Genomic DNA, 19,187 nt, shown 5'->3' on the forward strand with positions numbered 1-19,187 from the left:
ATCAGTGGCCTCCTTTATGGTCGCGCCAAGTGCGGCGCAGCGGCAGGATCAGCAGAAGGACGATCCCGATCATGGTCAGCATCGCGCTGGCCGAGGCCCGGCTGATCGACCGGTTGCCCGCCTGATCCGGCACGAGGAAGTCGAAGGTCAGCCATTGCAGTGAGATGACGTAAGCCTGGCTGGAGAAACCGACGATCTCTTCGAACACCCGGTAGGCGTCCATCAGGTGGATCATCGACACGAAGATGATCAGCGGCATCAGATGCGGAATGACGATGTACTTCATGCGCTGCCAGCGGGTCGCTCCGTCGATCACGGCGCTTTCCAGACTGTCCTGATTGACGGTCTGAAGCCCGGCATAGAACACCACGGCCGCAAACGGGGCCACGTGCCAGACGCGGTAGAACATCATCAGAATTTCAATCGTCCACGCCTGCGCAAACAGAGCTATGTCGCGGTTCAGCCACCACTCCAGCAGCGCCGTCAGGATGCCGTCCCCACGGAACAGCCAGTTGATCGACAGCGCACCGATCACCGGCGTGATGATGAAGGGCAGCAGCGAGATAAAGATCACCGGCCCACGGATCGACCGCGCGGCGTTGTTGATCAAAACCGCGATGCCCAGCCCGAACCCGATGACCAGAGGCAGCGTGATCAGCGTGAACGTCAGAGTGAACCGCAGCGCCTTCCAGAAGTTGATGGTGGACAGGACCGACCAGTTGCCCTCGGTGATCGCGCGCCACGCGCGTTCAGGCTCCAGCACATTGCGATAGCTTTGCAGGCCGACATATTCGGTCTGGGTGATCACCTCGCCATGTTCATCCAGCTTGGGCTGCGATTTCTGCTCGGTCACGCAGGTTTGGGTCAGGAAGCCGGGGGTGCAGGTTTCGACCTCGACCGTCTCATAGACGGGTTGGGTGATGTAAAAGCTCTGTTTGAACACGCTGACCAACGGGAACGCGATAAAGAGAAGCATCATAAAGACAGAGGGGCCAACAAAGGCGGCAAATGTCCGGAAATTCATGGCTCTGCCTTTCTCATGGTTCTCAAGTGGGAAAAGAGGGAGGGCACGGGGCCCTCCCCAGAGAGGATCAGTTGCTGATCAGACCAGCCTCTTTCGCTGCGGTGATGTAATCCGCCTCGATATCGGCCAGCGCGGTCTGTGCGTCCTTGGCACCGGTCAGGTAATCGGCCAGACCATTGCCCAATGCGCTGTGAAGAACACCCATTGCGGCGCTGGCCGGGTAGGCCCCAGCACCGTTTTCCGCCGAAGCCGCAGCGCCAGCGGCCAGATCGCCGGGCTTATAGGCGGCGTTCAGCCAGACGGCGGTGTCATTGTTGGCGCTGACCATGTCACCGTCGATGCCTTCCATGACCAGACGGAAAGCAGCGTCGGCCTCTTCATCGCTCATGTTCGAGGCGAGAACGATGCCGTCCCACCAGATCGTGGTAGAGGGACGCTCGGATCCCATCGGAGCCGAGGCCATGGTGACTTTGCCAACCACCTGGCTTTCGGCCTCGTCATTCATGGCAGCTGCGCGGCTGGCCCACAGGTTCGCCATGGCGATCTTGCCCTGCTGGAACTGCTGCTGAACATAGGTGGAGTCGGACACGAGATATTCCGGATCCATGAACTCGGTCATGGCCTTCATCGTCTCAAGCGCTTTGACACCCTTTTCATTGTTGATCGAGGGCATGTTGCCTTCGCCGATGAACGTGCCGCCTTCGCCCATATACATGTTGACGAATTCCTGGGCCAGGTTCCAACCTGTCTTGAACGTACCGCCGATGGGGTATTCCATCACGCCGGCCTCTTTGATCTTGGCCGCCGCCGCCAGAACATCGTCATAGGTGGCGGGCTCTTCGATGCCCAGATCGGCCAGAACGTCATTGCGGTACATCAGGTGCTGCGCGTTCACCATCATAGCAATCGCCATCACCTTGCCATCTACCTTGATCAACTGGTTGGGCAGCAGGTCCTGACCGTATTTCGCAACCAGATCATCCAGCGGACGGATCGTGCCCGCGTTTAGCAGCGGGATCATGGTTTCATTCGCAACGCCGCCAATCTGATACAGTGACGGGTCGGCCGCAAAGGCTTCGGGCTGCTTCTCGCGGAATTCCTGATCCAGCGATGCGCTGAAATTGCCGCATTCGGCCATCGCATCGGTGACGGCTTTCCAGGCCTCAAACCCTGCCGAAAGCGATTTCAGCGGAACTTCATTTTCGTAAGAACAGGCCGCAGATGCACCGCTTGCCGCGATGGCCATGGCGCCTGCCATTAGGATCGTCTTGAGTTTCATGCGTTTCTCCCTGTCAGGATGGGTCCGTCGTCGACGTCCGGACCGCTGTTATGCCCGTATGGGCTGTTTTTGGGGTTAGCCCCCGATCCGCGCACCGCTTCCAGCTTCGAAGAGGTGACAGATTTCCGTTGGCACCGAGAACGAGACATTATCCCCAATCTCGGCGCGGAAAGATTTATCGGCCTTGACCGACACCAAAGCCCCGCCAACCCGGACCGAAATCATGGTCGCGTCGCCCAGCAATTCGAGCGTGTAGATCGGCGCGGTAATCTGGCCCGAGCCTTCGGCAAGGCTGGCATCCTCGGCCCGGAAGCCCAGCGTCATGGGGCCGTCCGGCGCGTCCACCGGTATCTCAACATGTTCCGCGCGGAACACCCCGCCCGCGACCTCACCCTCCATCAGGTTCATGGCCGGTGAGCCGATAAAGCTGGCCACAAAGGTATTCGCTGGTCGGTCGTAGATTTCGGTGGGGCTGCCGACCTGCTGCACTACGCCCTGTTTCATCACCACAACGCGGTCGGCCAGTGTCATCGCCTCGATCTGGTCGTGGGTGACATAGATCGTCGTCACCGCCAGTTCGTGGCTGAGGTTCTTGATCTGCGCGCGGGTCGAAACCCGCAGCTTGGCATCGAGGTTCGACAGCGGCTCGTCCATCAGAAACACGTTGGGCTCGCGCACAATGGCGCGGGCCAGCGCCACACGCTGCCGCTGACCGCCCGACAGTTCGGCTGGTTTGCGATGCAGGAAATCGTCCAGTTCAACCATCGCGCTGGCACGGCGCACCTTGTCGTCATGGGTCGCTGGGTCGATGCCGCGCACCTTCAGCGGAAAGCGGATGTTTTCATAGACGTTCATGTTGGGATAAAGCGCATAGCTTTGGAACACCATCGCAACATCACGGTCCTTGGGCTCCAGATCGTTGACGACCTTGCCGTCGATCAGAATCTCGCCCTCGGTCACATCCTCAAGCCCGGCGATCATGCGCATCGTGGTGGTCTTGCCGCAGCCCGACGGGCCTAACAGCACCAGAAACTCGCGATCTGCGATCGTCAGGTCAAAATTGTGGACCCCCACGAAGGTACCCCAGCGTTTGCCGACGTTGCGCAATTTGATTTCCGCCATGGTGCCCCCAACAAGGATTCGCTTTGCATACGTTTGCAAAACTGTAATTCGCATGTATCAAATCGAGCAAGACTTTTTTGCATACGTATGCAAAAATGAAGCTGAAACCCGACTCATCCCTGGCGGATGAAACTGATAAAACGCTGAGAAACATGGTAAATTCCGAACACTTTCAGAAAGCAAAAAAATTAATCATTGCCTTTCACAAGAAGTTGGAAGGCGCAGACAAGCATCAAATTGCCCAGGTTCTGGGCCAATTTTGCGCACCAGATATGCTGTGGCGTGGCTTTCATCCATTCAATCAGCTTAGCGGTCCCGCGCAAGTCGGGGACCGATTCTGGCAGCCGCTCAAACACAGTTTAGCCCATCTTCAAATACGCGAGGACATTCTGTTTGCCGGACAGAACTCATTGCGGGACGAGGCCGATATCTGGGTCGTCTCAATGGGGCATCTTATGGGGTTGTTTGACCAACCGTGGTTGGGCATCCGCACGACAGGCAAGCTAACTTTCCTACGATATTGTGCCTTTTATCGGATCGCCGAGGGGCAGATTGTCGAAACAGCTATGTATTTCGACATTCCGCATCTGATGGTGCAGGCCGGGCAGAACCCCTTCCCACCGCAGACCGCCATGCATGTGGTGCAGCCAGGTCCAAGAACGCATGACGGGCTGCTGATAACTGAACAGCCCATCGAAGAGGGGCAGAAAACTCTGGCCGTGATCAATGCAATGATTGCAGATCTGGGCCAATGGAACAGCGGGCTATCGCTTGAGGATGAACTGGCCCAAAGCTGGCACGACGACATGCTGTGGTGGGGCCCCGAAGGTATCGGCGCGACCTATACGATCGAACGCTATGCCAAGCAGCACTCCGGCCCGTTCCGCGCCGCTTTCACGAACCGCTCCAAGACCAATCATATTTGCCGACTGGCCGAGGGACATTACGGCGGCTTTTTCGGTTGGCCCAACTTTACGGCCATTCCAACCGGCGGTTTCATGGGGATGCCGGCCACCGGCCAGACCGGCGAATTTCGGGTGATCGATATTTATCGCCGTGATGGTGACAAATTGGCTGAGAACTGGATTTTCATTGACCTGCTGCATTTCTGGAAAGGGCAAGGCGTCGACATTCTGGAACGCAGTACAGGGATAGAAACGCCATGAAGATAGATGCGCATCACCACCTTTGGGACCTGTCCGCTGTGACATATCCGTGGCTGGCCGAAAAAGGTGTTGTTCGATTTTTCGGTGACCCCGCGTCCATCCAACGGGATTATCTGCTGCCAGAGTTCCGCGCGGATACCGAAGCACAGGGCTTTGGCGCGTCGGTACATATCCAGGTAGGAGCAGCAGACCCGTGGGCCGAAGCGCGTTGGGTTCAATCCGTGGCCGACCAGTTTCCGGACTGGCCTCTGGTACAGGTGGCCTTCTGCGATCTGACGGCTGATGATCTGAGTGAACAACTCGATCGTCTTCAAACCTTGCCGTCCCTGCGCGGTGTTCGACAGATCATAGGCCGCGCGCCTGGCGAGGACGCAGTCACTGGCAACAATGCGCTGCTTGAGGACCCCAATTTCCTATCCGGCCTTCAACAATTGGGGGCGCGTGGCCTGTCCTTTGACCTGCAACTTCTGCCCGAGTTGATGCAACAGACCGCTGCCGTTCTTGCCCAATCCCCCGATACGCAGGTGGCATTTTGCCATGCCGGATCACCGCATGATCGAACGGATGAAGGCTTGCGCCAGTGGTCCGATGCCATGACGTCGTTGTCCTGTTTGCCGCAGGTTTTTTGCAAGCTGTCCGGTTTGGGGATGTTTGATCACAGCTGGAGCGCCAACAGCGTTTCGCCCATCATAAAGACCTGCCTGTCCCAATTCGGATCTGACTGCTGCATGTTCGGGTCGAATTTCCCGGTCGACAGCCTAAGCGCGACATACCAGGACACCGTATCCCGGCATGAGGCCATCGTCCCGGTCGCCAGTCATACCGATGTCTTTCACAACACGGCGAAACGCTTTTACCGCATTGAAGCAGCGCGTCAACGGCTCAGTGAAACAGGGGGCGGAAACGGTCAGAACGCCCCTAGTGGACGACCCCCGACGGCCCGTGTTTCAACACATGCCACTGGCCAAAGCTATCCTTGAGGTCCAACGTGATCGCAGCATTCGCCGTGGTCGAGGCGCTGCCGATCTCGGCGATGGTGAATTCGATCCCACCGGGAATATCAATGCGCACCCGGTGCTCTCCGCCACCATGCGGGGCCTGAATCGGGCGTCCGGTTGATCGCAACACGTCGCCTACTGTGACATTGGCCTTGCGCCCTTCAATGTCGATTTCAAAGTCTATCGGCAGATACAGGGTATCATGCACGGTTTTGCACATGGCACGGAACACGAACCAATGGGTGGCCATTTCGTCGGTTTCTTCCCCGTGGAACACTTTCTCCAGCGCATTCCGCTGCGCGTCTGTCGCACCCGGATCAATGATCACCTGCATTTCCCCTCCGCCCTCGAAAATCGGGCCGGGCCAGGCATATATCAGTGCCGCCTTGGTGCCCGTCAGGTCGATCTCGCCGAAATGCCCTTTGGACACCTCGAGCACTTCGAACCCTCGGCAATTCCCATGGGTGGGTAGTTCTTCGAACTGGCAGGGACAGGCGTAACCGCAATTGCAGTTCCCGAATGCCGCGCCCTCAACGTACCAATCTGTAAATGCCATCGTGACCCTCCTGAAATGAAAGCCCGATACCTGTCTTCATCTGCCCCGACGCCGGTATCCTAGCACATTTAGCCCAGAACTCCGAACCAAGGTGCCAATCATCTGGAACGCCTCAAAGGTCTGTGTCCAAGTTCACAGCCAACGAGATCTCAGCATGACAGTTTACCCTAGGGAAACAATTTCCTGCCGACCTAAAAGACAGGTTCGGACAAAAGACCGAATTAACAAGGTCATCACGTGTGTGAAGGGATGGGTCATGACACTGAGGACGTTCAAAGAGCGCGTCATTCAAACAGGCAGTTTTGAGCTTATAGGCATTGCCTTTGTCTCACCGGTTTACGCCTATATCGCGGGATCTTCTATGGCGCATGGATTTGCGTTGATCACACTGCTGTCCATCGTCATTCTGATATGGTCGCCTATTTTCAACACCCTGTTCGACCTGCTGGAAAGGAACCAAACCTGCCGTTTGGCCTGCGCCCGGCCGCATCGGATGCGAATTATTCATGCCGTGCTGCACGAGGTCACAGCGGTGATCATCACGTGCCCGTTGATGATGTATGTCGGAGGGCATTCGTTAAAAACCGCGCTGGCCTTTAACCTCGGCCTGACGATCACATACTCCGTCTATACCTATGTATTTCACATCGTTTATGACCGACTACGGCCCGTTCAACCTGTGCGCGCAATTCAGAAGGCAGCTATGCAACCGGTGGAATTGTCAGCCCCGCAAAACGTATGACAACACGGGTTGCGATTATTTGCTCACACAGCCCCAAATACCTGTGAATCGAAGTGAAGCCTCCATGCCTTCTTATTGCCGAAGCGTTCGCCCACATGTGCGCTCATAACCATTTGGAACAAAGGACATGGACATGGTTAAGCGTATTCTTCTCGCCTCGGCGGCACTGACGATCAGCGCATCGGCATTGTCGGCACAGAGTCTGGCAGACGGCCTGTATATTCAGGGCTTCGCTGGATACAGCCAACTGCAGGACAGCGACTTCAGCGGCACCGTCAATGGCGGCCCAGAAAACGTCGACACCGATTTCGACGGTGGTTTCGGCCTGGGTGTGGCCGTTGGCAAAGAGATCCCGCAATGGAGCAACGACACCATTGGTACCCGGATCGAACTGGAACTGTCTTATCGTGACAACGATGTGGACGGCGTGAACTTTTCCGGAAACGGCCCGGCCGCCGAAGGCAATGTTTCGGGCGATGTGACCCAGACGTCTTTGTTTGCGAACGTTCTGGTCGACTTCAAGCAGGCCGGAGCCTTCACCCCTTACGTAGGCCTGGGCCTGGGTGCGATCTATACCGACCTGGATTTCGCCTATGGTCCGGGTGTCGAACTGGACGACAGCGACACGACCTTTGCAGCCCAGATCATCGCAGGTGTATCTTATGACGTAAGAGCCAACACCTCTCTGACGCTGGATACCCGCTATTCGCGCGCCTTTGACGTTTCGTCTGATCGTCTGGCCCCGAACGGAGCGCTGACCGGAACTGTCGAAGACGATATCGACGCGTTTAGCGTAAATTTCGGTGTCCGCCAGCAGTTCTGATAGCATAGGGGAAGAGTTTCTCTCCGGTTTCTCTTCCCCCGCGTGTTCCTGTGCTCTATGCACGGGGGCATGCGTTCGTTTATCATTCATATGTCCTCCAGCACCGCCCGGCAGAAGAACGCTGCAAAGCTGTGCCAGGATCTGCCAAATGGCGAGTTAATCGAGGCTGTGGATGGTCGCGATCCGCAACAAATAAACGATGTCCAACTATTTCCGGGTAATCTTTACCGCCCCGAATACCCGTTTGAATTACGCCCGGCCGAGATCGGAGTGTTTCAAAGCCATCGGCGAATTTGGCAAAAAATGGTCGATGAAAAGATTGATCTGGCCATCACCACCGAAGACGACCTGCGCATCGACCCAGAACGCATGAAGCAGGCCCTTGAGCTGATCAAGCCGATTGCCACTCCGGATCACTACATACGTATCCCTGTCAAACAGCGTGAAACCGCTGCGGAGGTGCTGGCAAGACGAAAGGATTTGAGGCTTATTTTGCCCAAAGTCATTGGCTTGCAATGCGTCTGCCAACTGGTCGGGCGTCGGGCTGCGGAACGTTTGCTTGCGGTGACAAATCGAATCGACCGCCCGATAGATACGTTCCTGCAGATGCATTGGCTTACCGGACAACCGATCCATTCTTTGCAAGGCAGCGGCAATCAGGAAGTCGCGGGCGAGATTGGCGGCTCGACTATTCAATTCCGCCCCCCGGTCAGCGACAAGCTGACACGCGAGTTCAAACGCGCGGCCTACAGGGCAAAACTGATGCAACACCCTCAGCGGGTTAGCGCCTGACACGCGCAGTTTAAAAAAGCGGGGCTTTACGCCCCGCTCTGTGTATTAGCTTGGCGCTTTGGTTTTGCGCAGATAGGGAAAGATCGTTTGGAACTCGCCGAATTTCTCCTTGGCTTCTTCGTTGGAAACTGCAGGCGGGATAATCACGTCCTCGCCCGGTACCCAGTTGGCCGGGGTTGCAACGCCCTTGCTGCTCATTTGCAGACCGTCCAGCGCACGCAGGATTTCCGCAAAGTTTCGGCCCACTGTCATCGGATAGGTCATCGACAGCTTCAACTGCTTGTCGGGGCCAATGATAAAGACAGAGCGCACCGTGGCGCTGTCTGCAGGGGTACGGCCGTCGGGCAAATATGCTTCGGCGGGCAGCATGTCGAAGGCTTTTGAAACCGCAAGCCCGTCATCGGCGATGATAGGGAAACCGGGATTGGCGTTGCCGTAAGCCTCGATGTCCTTTTTCCACTTCTTGTGGTCCTCTACGCCATCGACCGAGACGCCAAGAACCTTGGTGTTTCGCGCCGCCCATTCGTCATTCAACTGCGCAACGGCGGAAAACTCGGTGGTGCAGACAGGGGTAAAATCCTTTGGGTGCGAGAACAGAATCGCCCAGCTATCGCCAATCCAGTCATGAAACTGAATGGTGCCCTGATCCGTTTCTGCGGTGAAATTCGGGACGGTGTCATTGATACGCAAACCCATGGGGCCTCTCCTTCTGATACTGATAAGCCTGATGAGAACTTAATCAATTTGCCCATAAGTTAAACTGCTGTTTCCAGATCGAGTTTAAATTCACGCATTTCGATTTGAAGCCCACACGGAATTGTCCCTTGCCCGGCGTCCACCATGGTGACAAGGTTGCGGCGAAAAACCGACCAACCGGTCGGGTCAACTACGAAAGGGTTGCAGCATGATCGAAAAGCGTAACTTCTACATCAATAGCGAATGGATAAGTCCTGCAGCGACCAATGATTTCGAAGTCATCAACCCCTCGACCGAAGAGCCCTGTGCGGTCATTTCCCTTGGATCACAACCGGATACCGACGCTGCTGTAGCGGCGGCAAAGGCGGCCCTCCCGGGCTGGATGGGAACCCCGGTAGAAGACCGCATCGCTCTGGTCGAGAAACTGGTCGAGGTCTACGCATCACGTTCAGAAGACCTTGCGCAGGCGATGTCTATGGAAATGGGCGCGCCAATCGACATGGCCCGTACGCAGCAATCAGGCGCAGGGATTTACCATCTTAAGAACTTTATCCGCGCCGCAAAGGCATTCCAATTTGAACGCCCGCTGGGCGATCATGCGCCCAATGACCGGATCATCTACGAGGCGGTGGGTGTTGCCGCATTGATCACGCCATGGAACTGGCCGATGAACCAGATTACCCTGAAAGTTGGCGCAGCGGCGATTGCAGGCTGTACGATGGTGCTGAAGCCGTCCGAGCAAAGCCCCCTGAACGCGATGATCTTCGCCGAGATGATGGACGCGGCAGGCTTTCCTGCAGGCGTGTTCAATCTGGTGAACGGTGATGGTGTGGGCGTGGGGTCTCAGCTGTCGGCGCACCCGGACGTGGATATGATCAGCTTTACAGGTTCGACCCGCGCGGGAACTGCGATTTCCAAGAATGCAGCAGATACACTGAAGAAAGTGCATCTGGAACTGGGCGGCAAAGGCGCAAACGTTGTCTTTGCGGACGCCGATGAAAAAGCGGTCAAACGTGGCGTTTTGCACATGATGAACAACACCGGCCAAAGTTGTAATGCGCCAAGCCGTATGTTGGTTCAGCGCCCGATCTATGACCAAGCGGTTGAAACCGCAGCCGAGGTGGCCGCCAAAGTCGCCGTCGGTCCCGCGCTGGAAGAAGGTCGCCATATCGGCCCCGTAGTGAACGGACTGCAGTGGACTAAGATACAAGACCTGATCCAGAAGGGCATCGACGAAGGCGCTCGTTTGGTTGCCGGTGGCACCGGACGGCCCGAGGGTCTGAACAAGGGCTACTACGTGCGCCCCACCGTCTTTGCCGACGCCACCAACCAGATGACCATCGCGCGCGAGGAAATCTTTGGCCCGGTCCTGACCATGATCCCCTTTGACACCGAAGAAGAGGCTGTAGAGATTGCCAATGACACGCCTTATGGCCTGACCAACTATGTCCAGACACAGGATGGCGACCGCGCCAACCGCATGGCCCGCGCGCTGCGGTCCGGCATGGTTGAGATGAACGGCCAGTCGCGCAGCGCCGGGGCTCCGTTTGGCGGGATGAAGCAATCCGGCAACGGGCGCGAAGGCGGCGTTTGGGGGCTGGAGGATTTCCTTGAGGTCAAAGCCGTCGGCGGCTGGGCCGCCGAGTAAGCATCCCTAGTGATCCAATAGTGAGGCACCTTGCGGTGCCTCGCTCTGTTTCAGGCATCCGCCTGCGCGGCTTCATAGGCCAGCATCGCACGTTTGACGGGCAGACCCCAGTGATAACCGCCCAGGCCGCCCGATTTGCGCAACGCCCGGTGACAGGGGATCAGCCAGCTGACCGGGTTGCGCCCAACCGCCGTGCCCACGGCCCGCACCGCCTGTGGTGACCCCACCCGCTGCGCGATCTCGGAATAGGTCGTGACCTGCCCCGAAGGGATATGCATCAGCGCTTCCCACACTTTGATCTGCAGGGGCGAGCCGATCAGGTGCAGCGGCGTCACCGCGCGATCGGCACCAAATGACGCCTCGACCGAGGGGCGCAGTTTTTCGGCATTCTCGACATAGCGGGCTTTGGGCCAGCGCGAGGTCATATCCTCCATCGCCGCCGCTTCGCCGGTTTCCGCGCCAAAGGCCATGCCGCAGGTGCCCTTGTCGGTGCCCATCACCAAAGTCGGGCCAAAGGGGCAGTCGAACCAGCCCCAGTATATCGTCAGGCCATCGCCTTTGCGGGCGTATTCGCCGGGGCTCATGGATTCCCATTTCAGGAACAGATCATGCAGGCGACCGGACCCGGACAGCCCCACGTTATGCGCCGTCTCCAGCGTGGTGAACCGCTCGCGCAGCAGCGCCTTGGCGTGGCCCAGCGTCAGATATTGCTGATAGCGTTTCGGCGACACCCCGGTCCAGCGCGAGAACAGGCGCTGAAAATGCGCCGGGCTCATGTCCATCTGGCGGGCCAGCTCGTCCAGCGACAGGGATTCGCCGCCCTGATCGATCAGCTCGATCGCGCGGCGCATGACGTTGTAGTGGTATCCGCTTTCGGGGGTCTGGACGTTCATAACTCACCTCATCTGCTGCCCCGGACCATAGCCCGCGCGCCCGGCCACCGCGACCCGAAACCTGCGCATTGGCTTTGGGCTTGTGTCACAGGCCCTTGGGCGGCATTAAGGCCCGGATGGCAAAGCAACTCGACTACCACACGATCCGCGAGATCTTTACGCGTTTTCAGGACGCCGACCCCGAACCCAAGGGCGAGCTGGATCATGTGAACGCCTACACTCTGGTCGTCGCCGTCGCGCTGTCGGCGCAGGCCACCGATGCGGGCGTCAACAAAGCCACCAAAGAGCTGTTCAAAATCGCCGACACGCCGCAAAAGATGCTGGATCTGGGCGAAGAGGGCCTGACCGAGCATATCAAGACCATCGGCCTGTTCCGCCAGAAGGCCAAGAACGTCATCAAACTCAGTCGTATTCTGGTCGATGAGTATGGTGGCGAAGTGCCCAATTCCCGCGCCGCGCTGCAATCGCTGCCCGGTGTCGGGCGCAAGACGGCCAATGTGGTGCTGAACATGTGGTGGCGGCAACCGGCACAGGCGGTGGACACGCATATCTTTCGCGTCGGGAACCGTACCGGTATCTGCCCCGGCAAAGACGTGGACGCGGTCGAGCGCGCCGTCGAAGACAATATTCCCGCAGATTTTCAACTGCACGCGCATCACTGGCTGATCCTTCATGGACGCTATCACTGCAAGGCGCGCAAACCCCTCTGCGGAACCTGTATCATCCGCGATCTCTGTCAATTCGAGGACAAAACCCTATGAAAACCTACCAGCTCACCGGTATCGGAAATGCCGTTGTGGACGTGATCTCACAGGCCGATGACAGCTTTCTGGAGCTGATGGGCATCGAAAAAGGCATCATGCAGCTGATCGAGCAGGAACGCGGCGAGGTGCTCTATGCATCGATGGAGGGTCGCGTGCAGACGCCCGGCGGCTCGGTTGCCAACACCATCGCGGGTGCGGGCGCGCTGGGTCTGGATGCGGCATTCATTGGCCGGGTGCATGACGACGCGCTGGGGCGGTTCTATGCCGATGCGATGAATGAGGACGGCGTCGATTTCGTCAACCCGCCGGTGCCGGGTGGCGAGCTGCCGACCTCACGCTCGATGATCTTTGTCTCGCCCGATGGCGAACGGTCAATGAACACCTATCTGGGCATTTCCTCGGAACTGTCATCTCGGGACGTATCCGAGGACGTGTCAGGCAACAGCCAGATCATGTTCCTTGAGGGGTATCTGTTCGACAAGGAAAAGGGCAAAGCCGCGTTTCTTGAGGCCGCGCGCACCTGTCACAAGGGCGGCGGCAAGGCGGGGATCGCGATTTCCGATCCGTTCTGCGTGGAACGTCACCGGGTCGATTTCCTGCTGCTGATCGAGAACGAGCTGGATTTCGTGATCGGCAACGAGGCCGAGATCAAATCGCTGTTCGAAACCGATGATCTTGAGGACGCTCTGGCCAAAACCGCCGCGATTTGCCCTCTGGTCGTATGTACCCGGTCGGGTGATGGCGTGACGGTTTTGTTCGGCGGTCAGCGCGTGGATGTACCGGTGGAAAAGGTTGTGCCCGTGGACGCCACCGGTGCGGGCGATCAGTTCGCGGCAGGGTTCCTGTTTGGCATGGCCACAGGGCGCGATTACGAGACCTGCGCCAAGATCGGCAATGTCTGCGCCCGCGAAGTGATCAGCCATATCGGCCCAAGGCCAGAAGCGAACATGCAGGAATTGCTGCGCGCCGAAGGCTTGCTGTAAGCGCCTAAGACCCCGTTGCCGCGTCGTTCAGTGCCCAGTCGTATTTATAGGCGCTGACGCGGGGCACATCCTGAAGGCGCGCTTGCAGGTCCGGATCGGCCACTATGCGGATATACGCCAGAACGGCCGCCTCGTTTTGTCCGAAATCCTCACGGAACCAGATGAAGATTTTGGACAGGATCAACCCGCCACTGTCATTGAACCGAACCCCACGCGGGTCGTTGATATAGGCGTGTTCCGCGGCAGCAAAGTCACGCTCCAACGTCTCGGCCTGCCAGGCACGGTTCATCAGGTTGGGGCAGCCCACAGCGGCGCAGTTCAACGCATAGTGGATGCGCGGTTCGTTGAATTCAGGGCGGATGATGCGGTGCTCGATCTCGTTCAGAGTCAAGCTCTGCCCCGCGACTGTGACCAGAGGCCGGTTCCACGGCCCGATCGACAGCGGCCCGTCCTTGATGTCGCGGATCGAGGCGACGGGGTAGTTTTCAAGGATCACATCCACCGTCACCGCGTTGTACATGTTGATCCAATAGGCCAACTGTTGATCACGGGTCAGCGCCGCAGGGTCCACCGCTTGCAAATCTTCGATATACCCGTCCAAACGCACCCTGTCGTCGGCCGAGACCTGCCCGTAAGCCACGCGATTCACCCCCTGCGCATCGGGTGCGACATAGCGGTTCAAAAAGGCGGTCCAGTCGCGGTGATCCACACGCTCTCCGGGTGGTTGGGCAGCGCGGGTCAGGGCACTGTTCGTCAAAGGTTCGGGCGCAGGGAGGGCCAGACGTTCGACACTGGCACAGGCGGTCAGCAAGGGCAGCAACAGAAGGATCAGCAAACGTCTCATGAGGCATCCTTTCGGATTTGGCGCAGGGCGCGCATCTGCCCTTTCAACCGTTTCATCGGGGCGAGGGCCGGGTCGCTAAGCTCGGGCAGGTCCGGCCCATTCGACAGGCGCGGAACAGCGGCGTTCCACCAGCTTGGGCCTGTGGGCCCGTCAAGACGATCAGGACTGGCCAAGTGCATATCGCGTTGAGCGTTGTGGACGCACATCGACAGCGGCCCATTCGCCGTGGCCACCATGAACACGCACGAGGCGCAGCGATCCTCCTCTAGCTGATCCGCCGCCATGAAATTGTGAATGAACACGGCCTGCCGCCTCACCGGGCCACGCAACAGACCAGTGCCCAGACGAGTGATGCTCAGCCCAAGTTGACCCAATGCGCGCAAGGCCAGCAAAGGATGCCGCCGGATCATTCGCATGACCTTGGGACGAATGCGGATATGGGCATCCTGATTGTCGTCCACCCCTTCCAGCGCTGTCATCACCCGATGCACCAGCGGTTGGTTTGACAACAACGAAACAGCCCGCCCCCCTGCTGTGACAACGCTGGCATAACTGTTGCACTTGGAATGCCCTACAGCCGCCGTGCCGAAATGCAGCGGGGCCTCGTATCCCGCTTCAATCGAGCGCGCGACGCTGTCCTGCGTGATCATCTCGGGCCGTTCGCGCAACACGCCGCGCCCGGTATCGGCCTGCATCTGGAACGAGACAAAGGCGACCTCGGGTCGGTCACGCAGAAACCGCGCCAATGCGGGAAGGTCATCAAAATTCCCCTCGAACACGGTGGTGTTGAACAGGATGCGCAGGCCCAACCCGCGCGCGCGTCGGATATAAGCACGGCGGACGGTGTTCAACTCGACCTCGGAGGTGAACCCCTTGCGCTCTTGCGTCATATCCACGTGAAAGGCCACATCATCCAGCCCCGCCGCCGCCAACCGCGTCAGGAAAGCGCGGCTGGCGCGGATACCATTGGTCATCAGGCACGACCGCATCCCCAAGCGCTTGATTTCGCGGCATAGCGCCTCAAGGTCTTCGACCTTGCGCAGGGTCGGGTCGCCCCCAGTCAGCTGAACCGACACTCCGGTACCATAGTGGCTGTGGATCGTCTTCAACCGCGCTAACAGAACCGAAAGAGGCGGGTCATAGGTCATCTCGGCCCGGTCCGAGAGATAGCACAGCGTGCAATCCAGATTACATCGCTGCGTGACCTCAAGCGCGACGCAGGCGATAGGATAGAACCGCCCCGCCGTCTGCCCGGCGTGATATTCCCCACAGCTTTGCAATCCTTCGCGCAGAGGCGCACGACGGTCAGAACCGGAGAATTTGCGCCCGGCGGGGACGATGGCGGGGGGGCTGTGAACGGTGTCTCTCATGCGCACCAAGCTAGAGACGGGCCGACGTGCGAACTACGCCCCCTCACGGCAAGTTGTCGCAGGGTGAGTGAAGGGGGGGCCCAAGTTTCGCCTTAAACCCAAACTATCAAACCGAGAATTGAACAAAGGATATTTAATACGCATGACACAGCGCGTTGCCGTATTGGTCGATGGCGACAATTTGAGTGCCGATCACAGCGATATGATTCTACAGGCCGGTCATCAGGCGGGTCGGGTGGACGTCGCGCGGGTTTACATGAATGCAAGGCGCAATTCCTCCTGGCATGAGGTCGGCGCTTTTCACCTGATTCACAGCGGAAGCGGAAAAAACGCGACCGATCTTTTGCTTGCCATCGACGCGATGGACGTGGCTCTGCAACAAGGTATCGACGTTGTCGTGATCGCAAGCTCGGACGGGGATTTCGTTCACCTCACCGGAGATTGCGCGAGCGTGGCGTGACCACAATCGGTGCAGGTGAGGGCAAAACTCCTGAAAGCATACGCGCGTCCTGTGTTCGGTTCGTCGAGTTAAAACTTTCGGAACCTAAGGCGCTGCGACCCAAATCTGTCTCGGATTTGGATTGCCAAATCCGCAATATCATTGCGAGCAACAGCAAAACCGGAACAGGGATGCAACTGACCATCCTTGGGGCCAAAATGCACCGGCAGCACGGCATCAGGATTAGCGACCGCCCCAAGAAAACCTGGCGGCAATACCTGAAATCCAAGCCTGAATTATATGAGTTGGACCCGGCTGGTCAGAATGCACATGTGCGGCTCAAACCGGACGGGTTTGAACAAATCGCTCAGTCCAGGTGATCCGCAAAAGCGGCGATCACTTGTTCGTAAACGCCCCGCTTGAAAGGCACGATCTCGTCCACCAGATGGGCGGGCTCCTGCCATTTCCATTGGGTGAATTCCGGGTGTTCAGTTTCGATATTGATCTGATCATCGCGCCCCGTGAAACGCAGCAGGAACCATTTCTGTTCCTGCCCGCGATAGCGCCCCTTCCAGATCTTCGGCACGATGTCATGAGGCAGATCATATGGCAGCCAGCCGGGGGTTTCGGCCACCACCTCGACCAGATCTGCGGTCACGCCGGTTTCTTCCCACAACTCGCGCAGGGCGGCATCGCGCGGGTCTTCACCTTTGTCCACACCACCCTGCGGCATCTGCCATGCGTCCTTGTGGCGGTCATTACGTTGCCCGACGAAAATCTTGCCCTCTGCATTCATGAGCATCAACCCGACACAGGGACGATAGGGCAGTTTAGCGATCTGGTCAGGGGTCATGCTGGGCCTCGTAATTTTCCTATGCAGGTTCTGTATCAACTGCCAGACTAACAGCAAAGAGTTTGACGTTAGGTTTCACGTGACAACGTTGACGTGAACGTCAATCTAACGCTCACGCAACCGAGAGGGAGAGTTCGCCGTGACTGCGTACCCAAACATGCTGGCCCCGCTGGATCTGGGCTTCACCACTCTGAAAAACCGGGTCCTGATGGGTTCGATGCATACGGGGCTCGAGGAAACGGGCGATTGGAATCGCGTGGCCGAATTCTATGCCGACCGCGCCCGCGGCGAAGTTGGGCTGATGGTGACGGGCGGGATTGGCCCGAACCTCGAAGGCTCGGTTCTGCCGGGTGCGTCGATGATGACCAATGACGATGAGGTCGCCAAGCATTCCATCGTGACCCAGCGCGTGCATGAGGCAGGCGGCAAGATCGCCATGCAGATCCTGCACGCGGGCCGCTATGCGTATGGTCCTAAATGCGTGGCCCCCAGCCCGGTGAAATCGCCCATCTCACCCTTTCCCCCCAATGAGCTGGATGAAGACGGGATCGAAAAGCAGATCAGCGATATCGTCAACGCCGCCAAGCTGGCCCAAAAGGCAGGCTATGACGGCGTCGAGATCATGGGGTCCGAGGGGTATTTCATTAACCAGTTCCTTGTGACCCACACCAACAAGCGGACTGACCGTTGGGGCGGATCATATGAGAACCGGATGCGCCTGCCGATTGAGATTGTGCGCCGTACGCGTGAGGCCGTGGGCACCGATTTCATCATCATCTACCGTCTGTCGATGATCGACCTTGTGCCCAATGGCTCCACCCATGATGAGGTTGTGCAACTGGCGCAAGAGGTCGAGAAGGCCGGTGCCACCATCCTGAACACCGGCATCGGCTGGCATGAAGCGCGGATTCCGACCATTGCCACATCCGTTCCCCGCGCGGCCTTTGCCTGGGTGACGAAAAAGCTGATGGGCAAGGTGAGCATTCCGGTCATCACCTCGAACCGGATCAACACGCCCGAAGTCGCAGAAGAAGTTCTGTCGACCGGATGTGCTGACATGGTTTCCTTGGCCCGTCCGATGTTGGCGGATGCGGATTTCGTCGCCAAAGCGATGAACGGCAACGCGGCCAAGATCGCGCCCTGTATTGCCTGTAACCAAGCCTGTCTGGACCACACGTTCAGCGGCAGGCTGACATCCTGTCTGGTCAACCCGCGCGCTTGTCACGAGACCGAGCTGGTGATCGAACCCGCCGAGACCCGCAAAACCGTGGCCATCGTCGGTGCAGGCCCCGCGGGTCTGTCCACCGCAATGACCGCCGCCCAGCGCGGCCATGACGTTACCCTGTTCGACCGCGCCAGCGAAATTGGCGGCCAGCTGAACATGGCCAAACAGGTGCCCGGCAAGGAAGAGTTCTGGGGTTTGGTCGATTGGTTCCGCACCATGATCGCTGATCTTGTAGTAAAGGTCGAACTGAACCGCGAAGTCACGGCTGACGACCTGACCGGCTTTGACGAGGTGGTCATTGCCACCGGCGTCACCCCGCGCGACCCGCAGATTCCGGGACAGGATCGGGACAACGTGATCGACTATATTGACGTGCTGCGCCACAAGGCCGAGGTCGGCAAATCCGTCGCCGTGATCGGCGCGGGTGGTATCGGGTTCGATGTGTCCGAATTCCTGCTGGAGGACGGCCACAGCATTACTACTGACCTGCCTGCCTGGATGAAGGAATGGGGCGTCACCGACCCCGCCGAGCATCGCGCCGGTCTGGCCCCCGAAGGCCCGCAACCCGCCGCGCCTGCGCGCCAGGTGACTCTGCTGCAGCGCAAGAAGCAAGCGCATGGCAAGGGTCTGGGTAAAACAACCGGCTGGATCCACCGCGCCACGCTGAAGATGAAGGACGTCAATTTCGTCGGCGGCGTGAATTATGAACGCATCGACGATGACGGCCTGCATGTCAGCTTTGGCGAAGAGCGTGCCGACCCGACCGTGATCGCGGCGGATACGATTGTTTTGTGTTCCGGTCAGGTTTCGGACCGCAGCCTCGCGGATGCGCTGATCGAACGCGGCATCACCCCGCATGTGATCGGCGGCGCGGATGTTGCGGCAGAGCTGGACGCCAAACGCGCAATCAATCAGGGTACACGACTAGCGGCTGGTTTCTAAAGCGGCAAGCCGGGCCTCGTTGCGGGGC

Annotated in this window: 20 protein-coding genes; 11 read left to right on the plus strand and 9 right to left on the minus strand. The window is 58.5% G+C overall.

Annotated features, from left to right (window positions below):
* Position 1 precedes the first annotated feature (1 nt).
* The 3 genes from AC2FNR_RS18775 to AC2FNR_RS18785 all read right to left on the minus strand — a co-directional run bounded on the left by AC2FNR_RS18775 (position 2) and on the right by AC2FNR_RS18785 (position 3,425).
* A complete protein-coding gene (locus AC2FNR_RS18775; RefSeq protein ID WP_480869143.1) occupies positions 2-1,024 on the minus strand; it encodes a carbohydrate ABC transporter permease in 1,023 nt (340 codons plus the stop codon).
* A 67-nt stretch (positions 1,025-1,091) separates the two neighbouring features.
* The gene (locus AC2FNR_RS18780; protein ID WP_170356000.1) at positions 1,092-2,303 is read right to left on the minus strand and encodes an ABC transporter substrate-binding protein; all 1,212 of its coding nucleotides are present in this window, start codon (positions 2,301-2,303) and stop codon (positions 1,092-1,094) included.
* A 75-nt stretch (positions 2,304-2,378) separates the two neighbouring features.
* Positions 2,379-3,425: an ABC transporter ATP-binding protein gene (locus tag AC2FNR_RS18785; protein WP_170355998.1), complete on the minus strand. Its 1,047-nt coding sequence runs from the start codon at positions 3,423-3,425 to the stop codon at positions 2,379-2,381.
* 152 nt (positions 3,426-3,577) lie between these two features.
* On the opposite strand from AC2FNR_RS18785, the gene AC2FNR_RS18790 reads away from it, so the two are divergent.
* A complete protein-coding gene (locus AC2FNR_RS18790) occupies positions 3,578-4,591 on the plus strand; it encodes an ester cyclase (protein WP_496850916.1) in 1,014 nt (337 codons plus the stop codon).
* Positions 4,588-5,571 carry an amidohydrolase family protein gene (locus AC2FNR_RS18795; RefSeq protein ID WP_496850729.1) on the plus strand — a complete coding sequence of 328 codons (984 nt, stop codon included), beginning with the start codon at positions 4,588-4,590 and terminating at the stop codon, positions 5,569-5,571. The genes AC2FNR_RS18790 and AC2FNR_RS18795 overlap by 4 nt, the downstream gene beginning before the upstream one ends.
* Here AC2FNR_RS18795 and AC2FNR_RS18800 read toward each other — a convergent pair.
* Positions 5,510-6,145 carry a DUF1326 domain-containing protein gene (locus AC2FNR_RS18800; protein WP_496850731.1) on the minus strand — a complete coding sequence of 212 codons (636 nt, stop codon included), beginning with the start codon at positions 6,143-6,145 and terminating at the stop codon, positions 5,510-5,512. The two genes, AC2FNR_RS18795 and AC2FNR_RS18800, sit on opposite strands and share 62 nt — an antisense overlap.
* A gap of 256 nt (positions 6,146-6,401) precedes the next feature.
* Between AC2FNR_RS18800 and AC2FNR_RS18805 the strand changes: the two genes are divergently transcribed.
* From AC2FNR_RS18805 to AC2FNR_RS18815, 3 genes are all read left to right on the plus strand, one after another.
* Complete coding sequence (locus AC2FNR_RS18805; RefSeq protein ID WP_496850733.1) at positions 6,402-6,887, plus strand: PACE efflux transporter; 486 nt, start codon at positions 6,402-6,404, stop codon at positions 6,885-6,887.
* Between the two features lie 133 nt (positions 6,888-7,020).
* Complete coding sequence (locus tag AC2FNR_RS18810; protein WP_496850734.1) at positions 7,021-7,710, plus strand: outer membrane protein; 690 nt, start codon at positions 7,021-7,023, stop codon at positions 7,708-7,710.
* A 69-nt stretch (positions 7,711-7,779) separates the two neighbouring features.
* On the plus strand, positions 7,780-8,502 hold the full coding sequence (locus AC2FNR_RS18815) for a glycosyltransferase family 25 protein (RefSeq protein WP_496850736.1): 723 nt from the start codon (positions 7,780-7,782) through the stop codon (positions 8,500-8,502).
* A gap of 45 nt (positions 8,503-8,547) precedes the next feature.
* On the opposite strand, the gene AC2FNR_RS18820 is transcribed toward AC2FNR_RS18815, so the two are convergent.
* On the minus strand, positions 8,548-9,198 hold the full coding sequence (locus tag AC2FNR_RS18820; protein ID WP_496850737.1) for a peroxiredoxin: 651 nt from the start codon (positions 9,196-9,198) through the stop codon (positions 8,548-8,550).
* A 208-nt stretch (positions 9,199-9,406) separates the two neighbouring features.
* On the opposite strand from AC2FNR_RS18820, the gene AC2FNR_RS18825 reads away from it, so the two are divergent.
* A complete protein-coding gene (locus AC2FNR_RS18825) occupies positions 9,407-10,846 on the plus strand; it encodes an aldehyde dehydrogenase family protein (protein ID WP_496850738.1) in 1,440 nt (479 codons plus the stop codon).
* A 50-nt stretch (positions 10,847-10,896) separates the two neighbouring features.
* On the opposite strand, the gene AC2FNR_RS18830 is transcribed toward AC2FNR_RS18825, so the two are convergent.
* Positions 10,897-11,739: a bifunctional helix-turn-helix domain-containing protein/methylated-DNA--[protein]-cysteine S-methyltransferase gene (locus tag AC2FNR_RS18830; protein ID WP_496850740.1), complete on the minus strand. Its 843-nt coding sequence runs from the start codon at positions 11,737-11,739 to the stop codon at positions 10,897-10,899.
* A 116-nt stretch (positions 11,740-11,855) separates the two neighbouring features.
* Here AC2FNR_RS18830 and nth point away from each other — a divergent pair, with 116 nt between their 5' ends.
* On the plus strand, positions 11,856-12,500 hold the full coding sequence (nth, locus tag AC2FNR_RS18835; protein ID WP_496850742.1) for an endonuclease III: 645 nt from the start codon (positions 11,856-11,858) through the stop codon (positions 12,498-12,500).
* Positions 12,497-13,486 (plus strand): adenosine kinase, encoded by a 990-nt coding sequence (locus AC2FNR_RS18840; protein ID WP_480869134.1) that lies wholly within the window; start codon positions 12,497-12,499, stop codon positions 13,484-13,486. Before nth ends, AC2FNR_RS18840 begins: the two co-directional genes overlap by 4 nt.
* A 4-nt stretch (positions 13,487-13,490) precedes the next feature.
* Here AC2FNR_RS18840 and AC2FNR_RS18845 read toward each other — a convergent pair whose 3' ends face one another.
* Together AC2FNR_RS18845 and AC2FNR_RS18850 are read right to left on the minus strand one after the other, a co-directional pair.
* On the minus strand, positions 13,491-14,330 hold the full coding sequence (locus tag AC2FNR_RS18845; RefSeq protein ID WP_496850743.1) for a DUF547 domain-containing protein: 840 nt from the start codon (positions 14,328-14,330) through the stop codon (positions 13,491-13,493).
* Positions 14,327-15,700, minus strand: coding sequence for a radical SAM protein (locus AC2FNR_RS18850; protein WP_496850745.1), 1,374 nt, complete (start codon positions 15,698-15,700; stop codon positions 14,327-14,329). The genes AC2FNR_RS18845 and AC2FNR_RS18850 overlap by 4 nt, the downstream gene beginning before the upstream one ends.
* 142 nt (positions 15,701-15,842) lie before the next feature.
* Here AC2FNR_RS18850 and AC2FNR_RS18855 point away from each other — a divergent pair, with 142 nt between their 5' ends.
* Positions 15,843-16,160: an NYN domain-containing protein gene (locus tag AC2FNR_RS18855; protein WP_496850747.1), complete on the plus strand. Its 318-nt coding sequence runs from the start codon at positions 15,843-15,845 to the stop codon at positions 16,158-16,160.
* Positions 16,157-16,519 carry a hypothetical protein gene (locus tag AC2FNR_RS18860; RefSeq protein WP_496850749.1) on the plus strand — a complete coding sequence of 121 codons (363 nt, stop codon included), beginning with the start codon at positions 16,157-16,159 and terminating at the stop codon, positions 16,517-16,519. The genes AC2FNR_RS18855 and AC2FNR_RS18860 overlap by 4 nt, the downstream gene beginning before the upstream one ends.
* On the opposite strand, the gene AC2FNR_RS18865 is transcribed toward AC2FNR_RS18860, so the two are convergent.
* A complete protein-coding gene (locus AC2FNR_RS18865; RefSeq protein ID WP_353392803.1) occupies positions 16,507-16,992 on the minus strand; it encodes an RNA pyrophosphohydrolase in 486 nt (161 codons plus the stop codon). The two genes, AC2FNR_RS18860 and AC2FNR_RS18865, sit on opposite strands and share 13 nt — an antisense overlap.
* 139 nt (positions 16,993-17,131) lie before the next feature.
* Here AC2FNR_RS18865 and AC2FNR_RS18870 point away from each other — a divergent pair, with 139 nt between their 5' ends.
* Positions 17,132-19,159 carry an FAD-dependent oxidoreductase gene (locus tag AC2FNR_RS18870; RefSeq protein ID WP_496850751.1) on the plus strand — a complete coding sequence of 676 codons (2,028 nt, stop codon included), beginning with the start codon at positions 17,132-17,134 and terminating at the stop codon, positions 19,157-19,159.
* Positions 19,160-19,187 lie beyond the last annotated feature (28 nt).

The organism is Ruegeria sp. SATB045 (assembly GCF_059613525.1).

Excerpts from the sequence above, each read along its gene's own strand:
- AC2FNR_RS18775 (WP_480869143.1), bottom strand. The coding sequence starts at position 1,024 with ATGAATTTCCGGACATTTGCCGCCTTTGTTGGCCCCTCTGTCTTTATG.
- AC2FNR_RS18780 (WP_170356000.1), bottom strand. The coding sequence starts at position 2,303 with ATGAAACTCAAGACGATCCTAATGGCAGGCGCCATGGCCATCGCGGCA.
- AC2FNR_RS18785 (WP_170355998.1), bottom strand. The coding sequence starts at position 3,425 with ATGGCGGAAATCAAATTGCGCAACGTCGGCAAACGCTGGGGTACCTTC.
- AC2FNR_RS18790 (WP_496850916.1), top strand. The coding sequence starts at position 3,578 with ATGGTAAATTCCGAACACTTTCAGAAAGCAAAAAAATTAATCATTGCC.
- AC2FNR_RS18795 (WP_496850729.1), top strand. The coding sequence starts at position 4,588 with ATGAAGATAGATGCGCATCACCACCTTTGGGACCTGTCCGCTGTGACA.
- AC2FNR_RS18800 (WP_496850731.1), bottom strand. The coding sequence starts at position 6,145 with ATGGCATTTACAGATTGGTACGTTGAGGGCGCGGCATTCGGGAACTGC.
- AC2FNR_RS18805 (WP_496850733.1), top strand. The coding sequence starts at position 6,402 with ATGACACTGAGGACGTTCAAAGAGCGCGTCATTCAAACAGGCAGTTTT.
- AC2FNR_RS18810 (WP_496850734.1), top strand. The coding sequence starts at position 7,021 with ATGGTTAAGCGTATTCTTCTCGCCTCGGCGGCACTGACGATCAGCGCA.
- AC2FNR_RS18815 (WP_496850736.1), top strand. The coding sequence starts at position 7,780 with ATGCGTTCGTTTATCATTCATATGTCCTCCAGCACCGCCCGGCAGAAG.
- AC2FNR_RS18820 (WP_496850737.1), bottom strand. The coding sequence starts at position 9,198 with ATGGGTTTGCGTATCAATGACACCGTCCCGAATTTCACCGCAGAAACG.
- AC2FNR_RS18825 (WP_496850738.1), top strand. The coding sequence starts at position 9,407 with ATGATCGAAAAGCGTAACTTCTACATCAATAGCGAATGGATAAGTCCT.
- AC2FNR_RS18830 (WP_496850740.1), bottom strand. The coding sequence starts at position 11,739 with ATGAACGTCCAGACCCCCGAAAGCGGATACCACTACAACGTCATGCGC.
- nth (WP_496850742.1), top strand. The coding sequence starts at position 11,856 with ATGGCAAAGCAACTCGACTACCACACGATCCGCGAGATCTTTACGCGT.
- AC2FNR_RS18840 (WP_480869134.1), top strand. The coding sequence starts at position 12,497 with ATGAAAACCTACCAGCTCACCGGTATCGGAAATGCCGTTGTGGACGTG.
- AC2FNR_RS18845 (WP_496850743.1), bottom strand. The coding sequence starts at position 14,330 with ATGAGACGTTTGCTGATCCTTCTGTTGCTGCCCTTGCTGACCGCCTGT.
- AC2FNR_RS18850 (WP_496850745.1), bottom strand. The coding sequence starts at position 15,700 with ATGAGAGACACCGTTCACAGCCCCCCCGCCATCGTCCCCGCCGGGCGC.
- AC2FNR_RS18855 (WP_496850747.1), top strand. The coding sequence starts at position 15,843 with ATGACACAGCGCGTTGCCGTATTGGTCGATGGCGACAATTTGAGTGCC.
- AC2FNR_RS18865 (WP_353392803.1), bottom strand. The coding sequence starts at position 16,992 with ATGACCCCTGACCAGATCGCTAAACTGCCCTATCGTCCCTGTGTCGGG.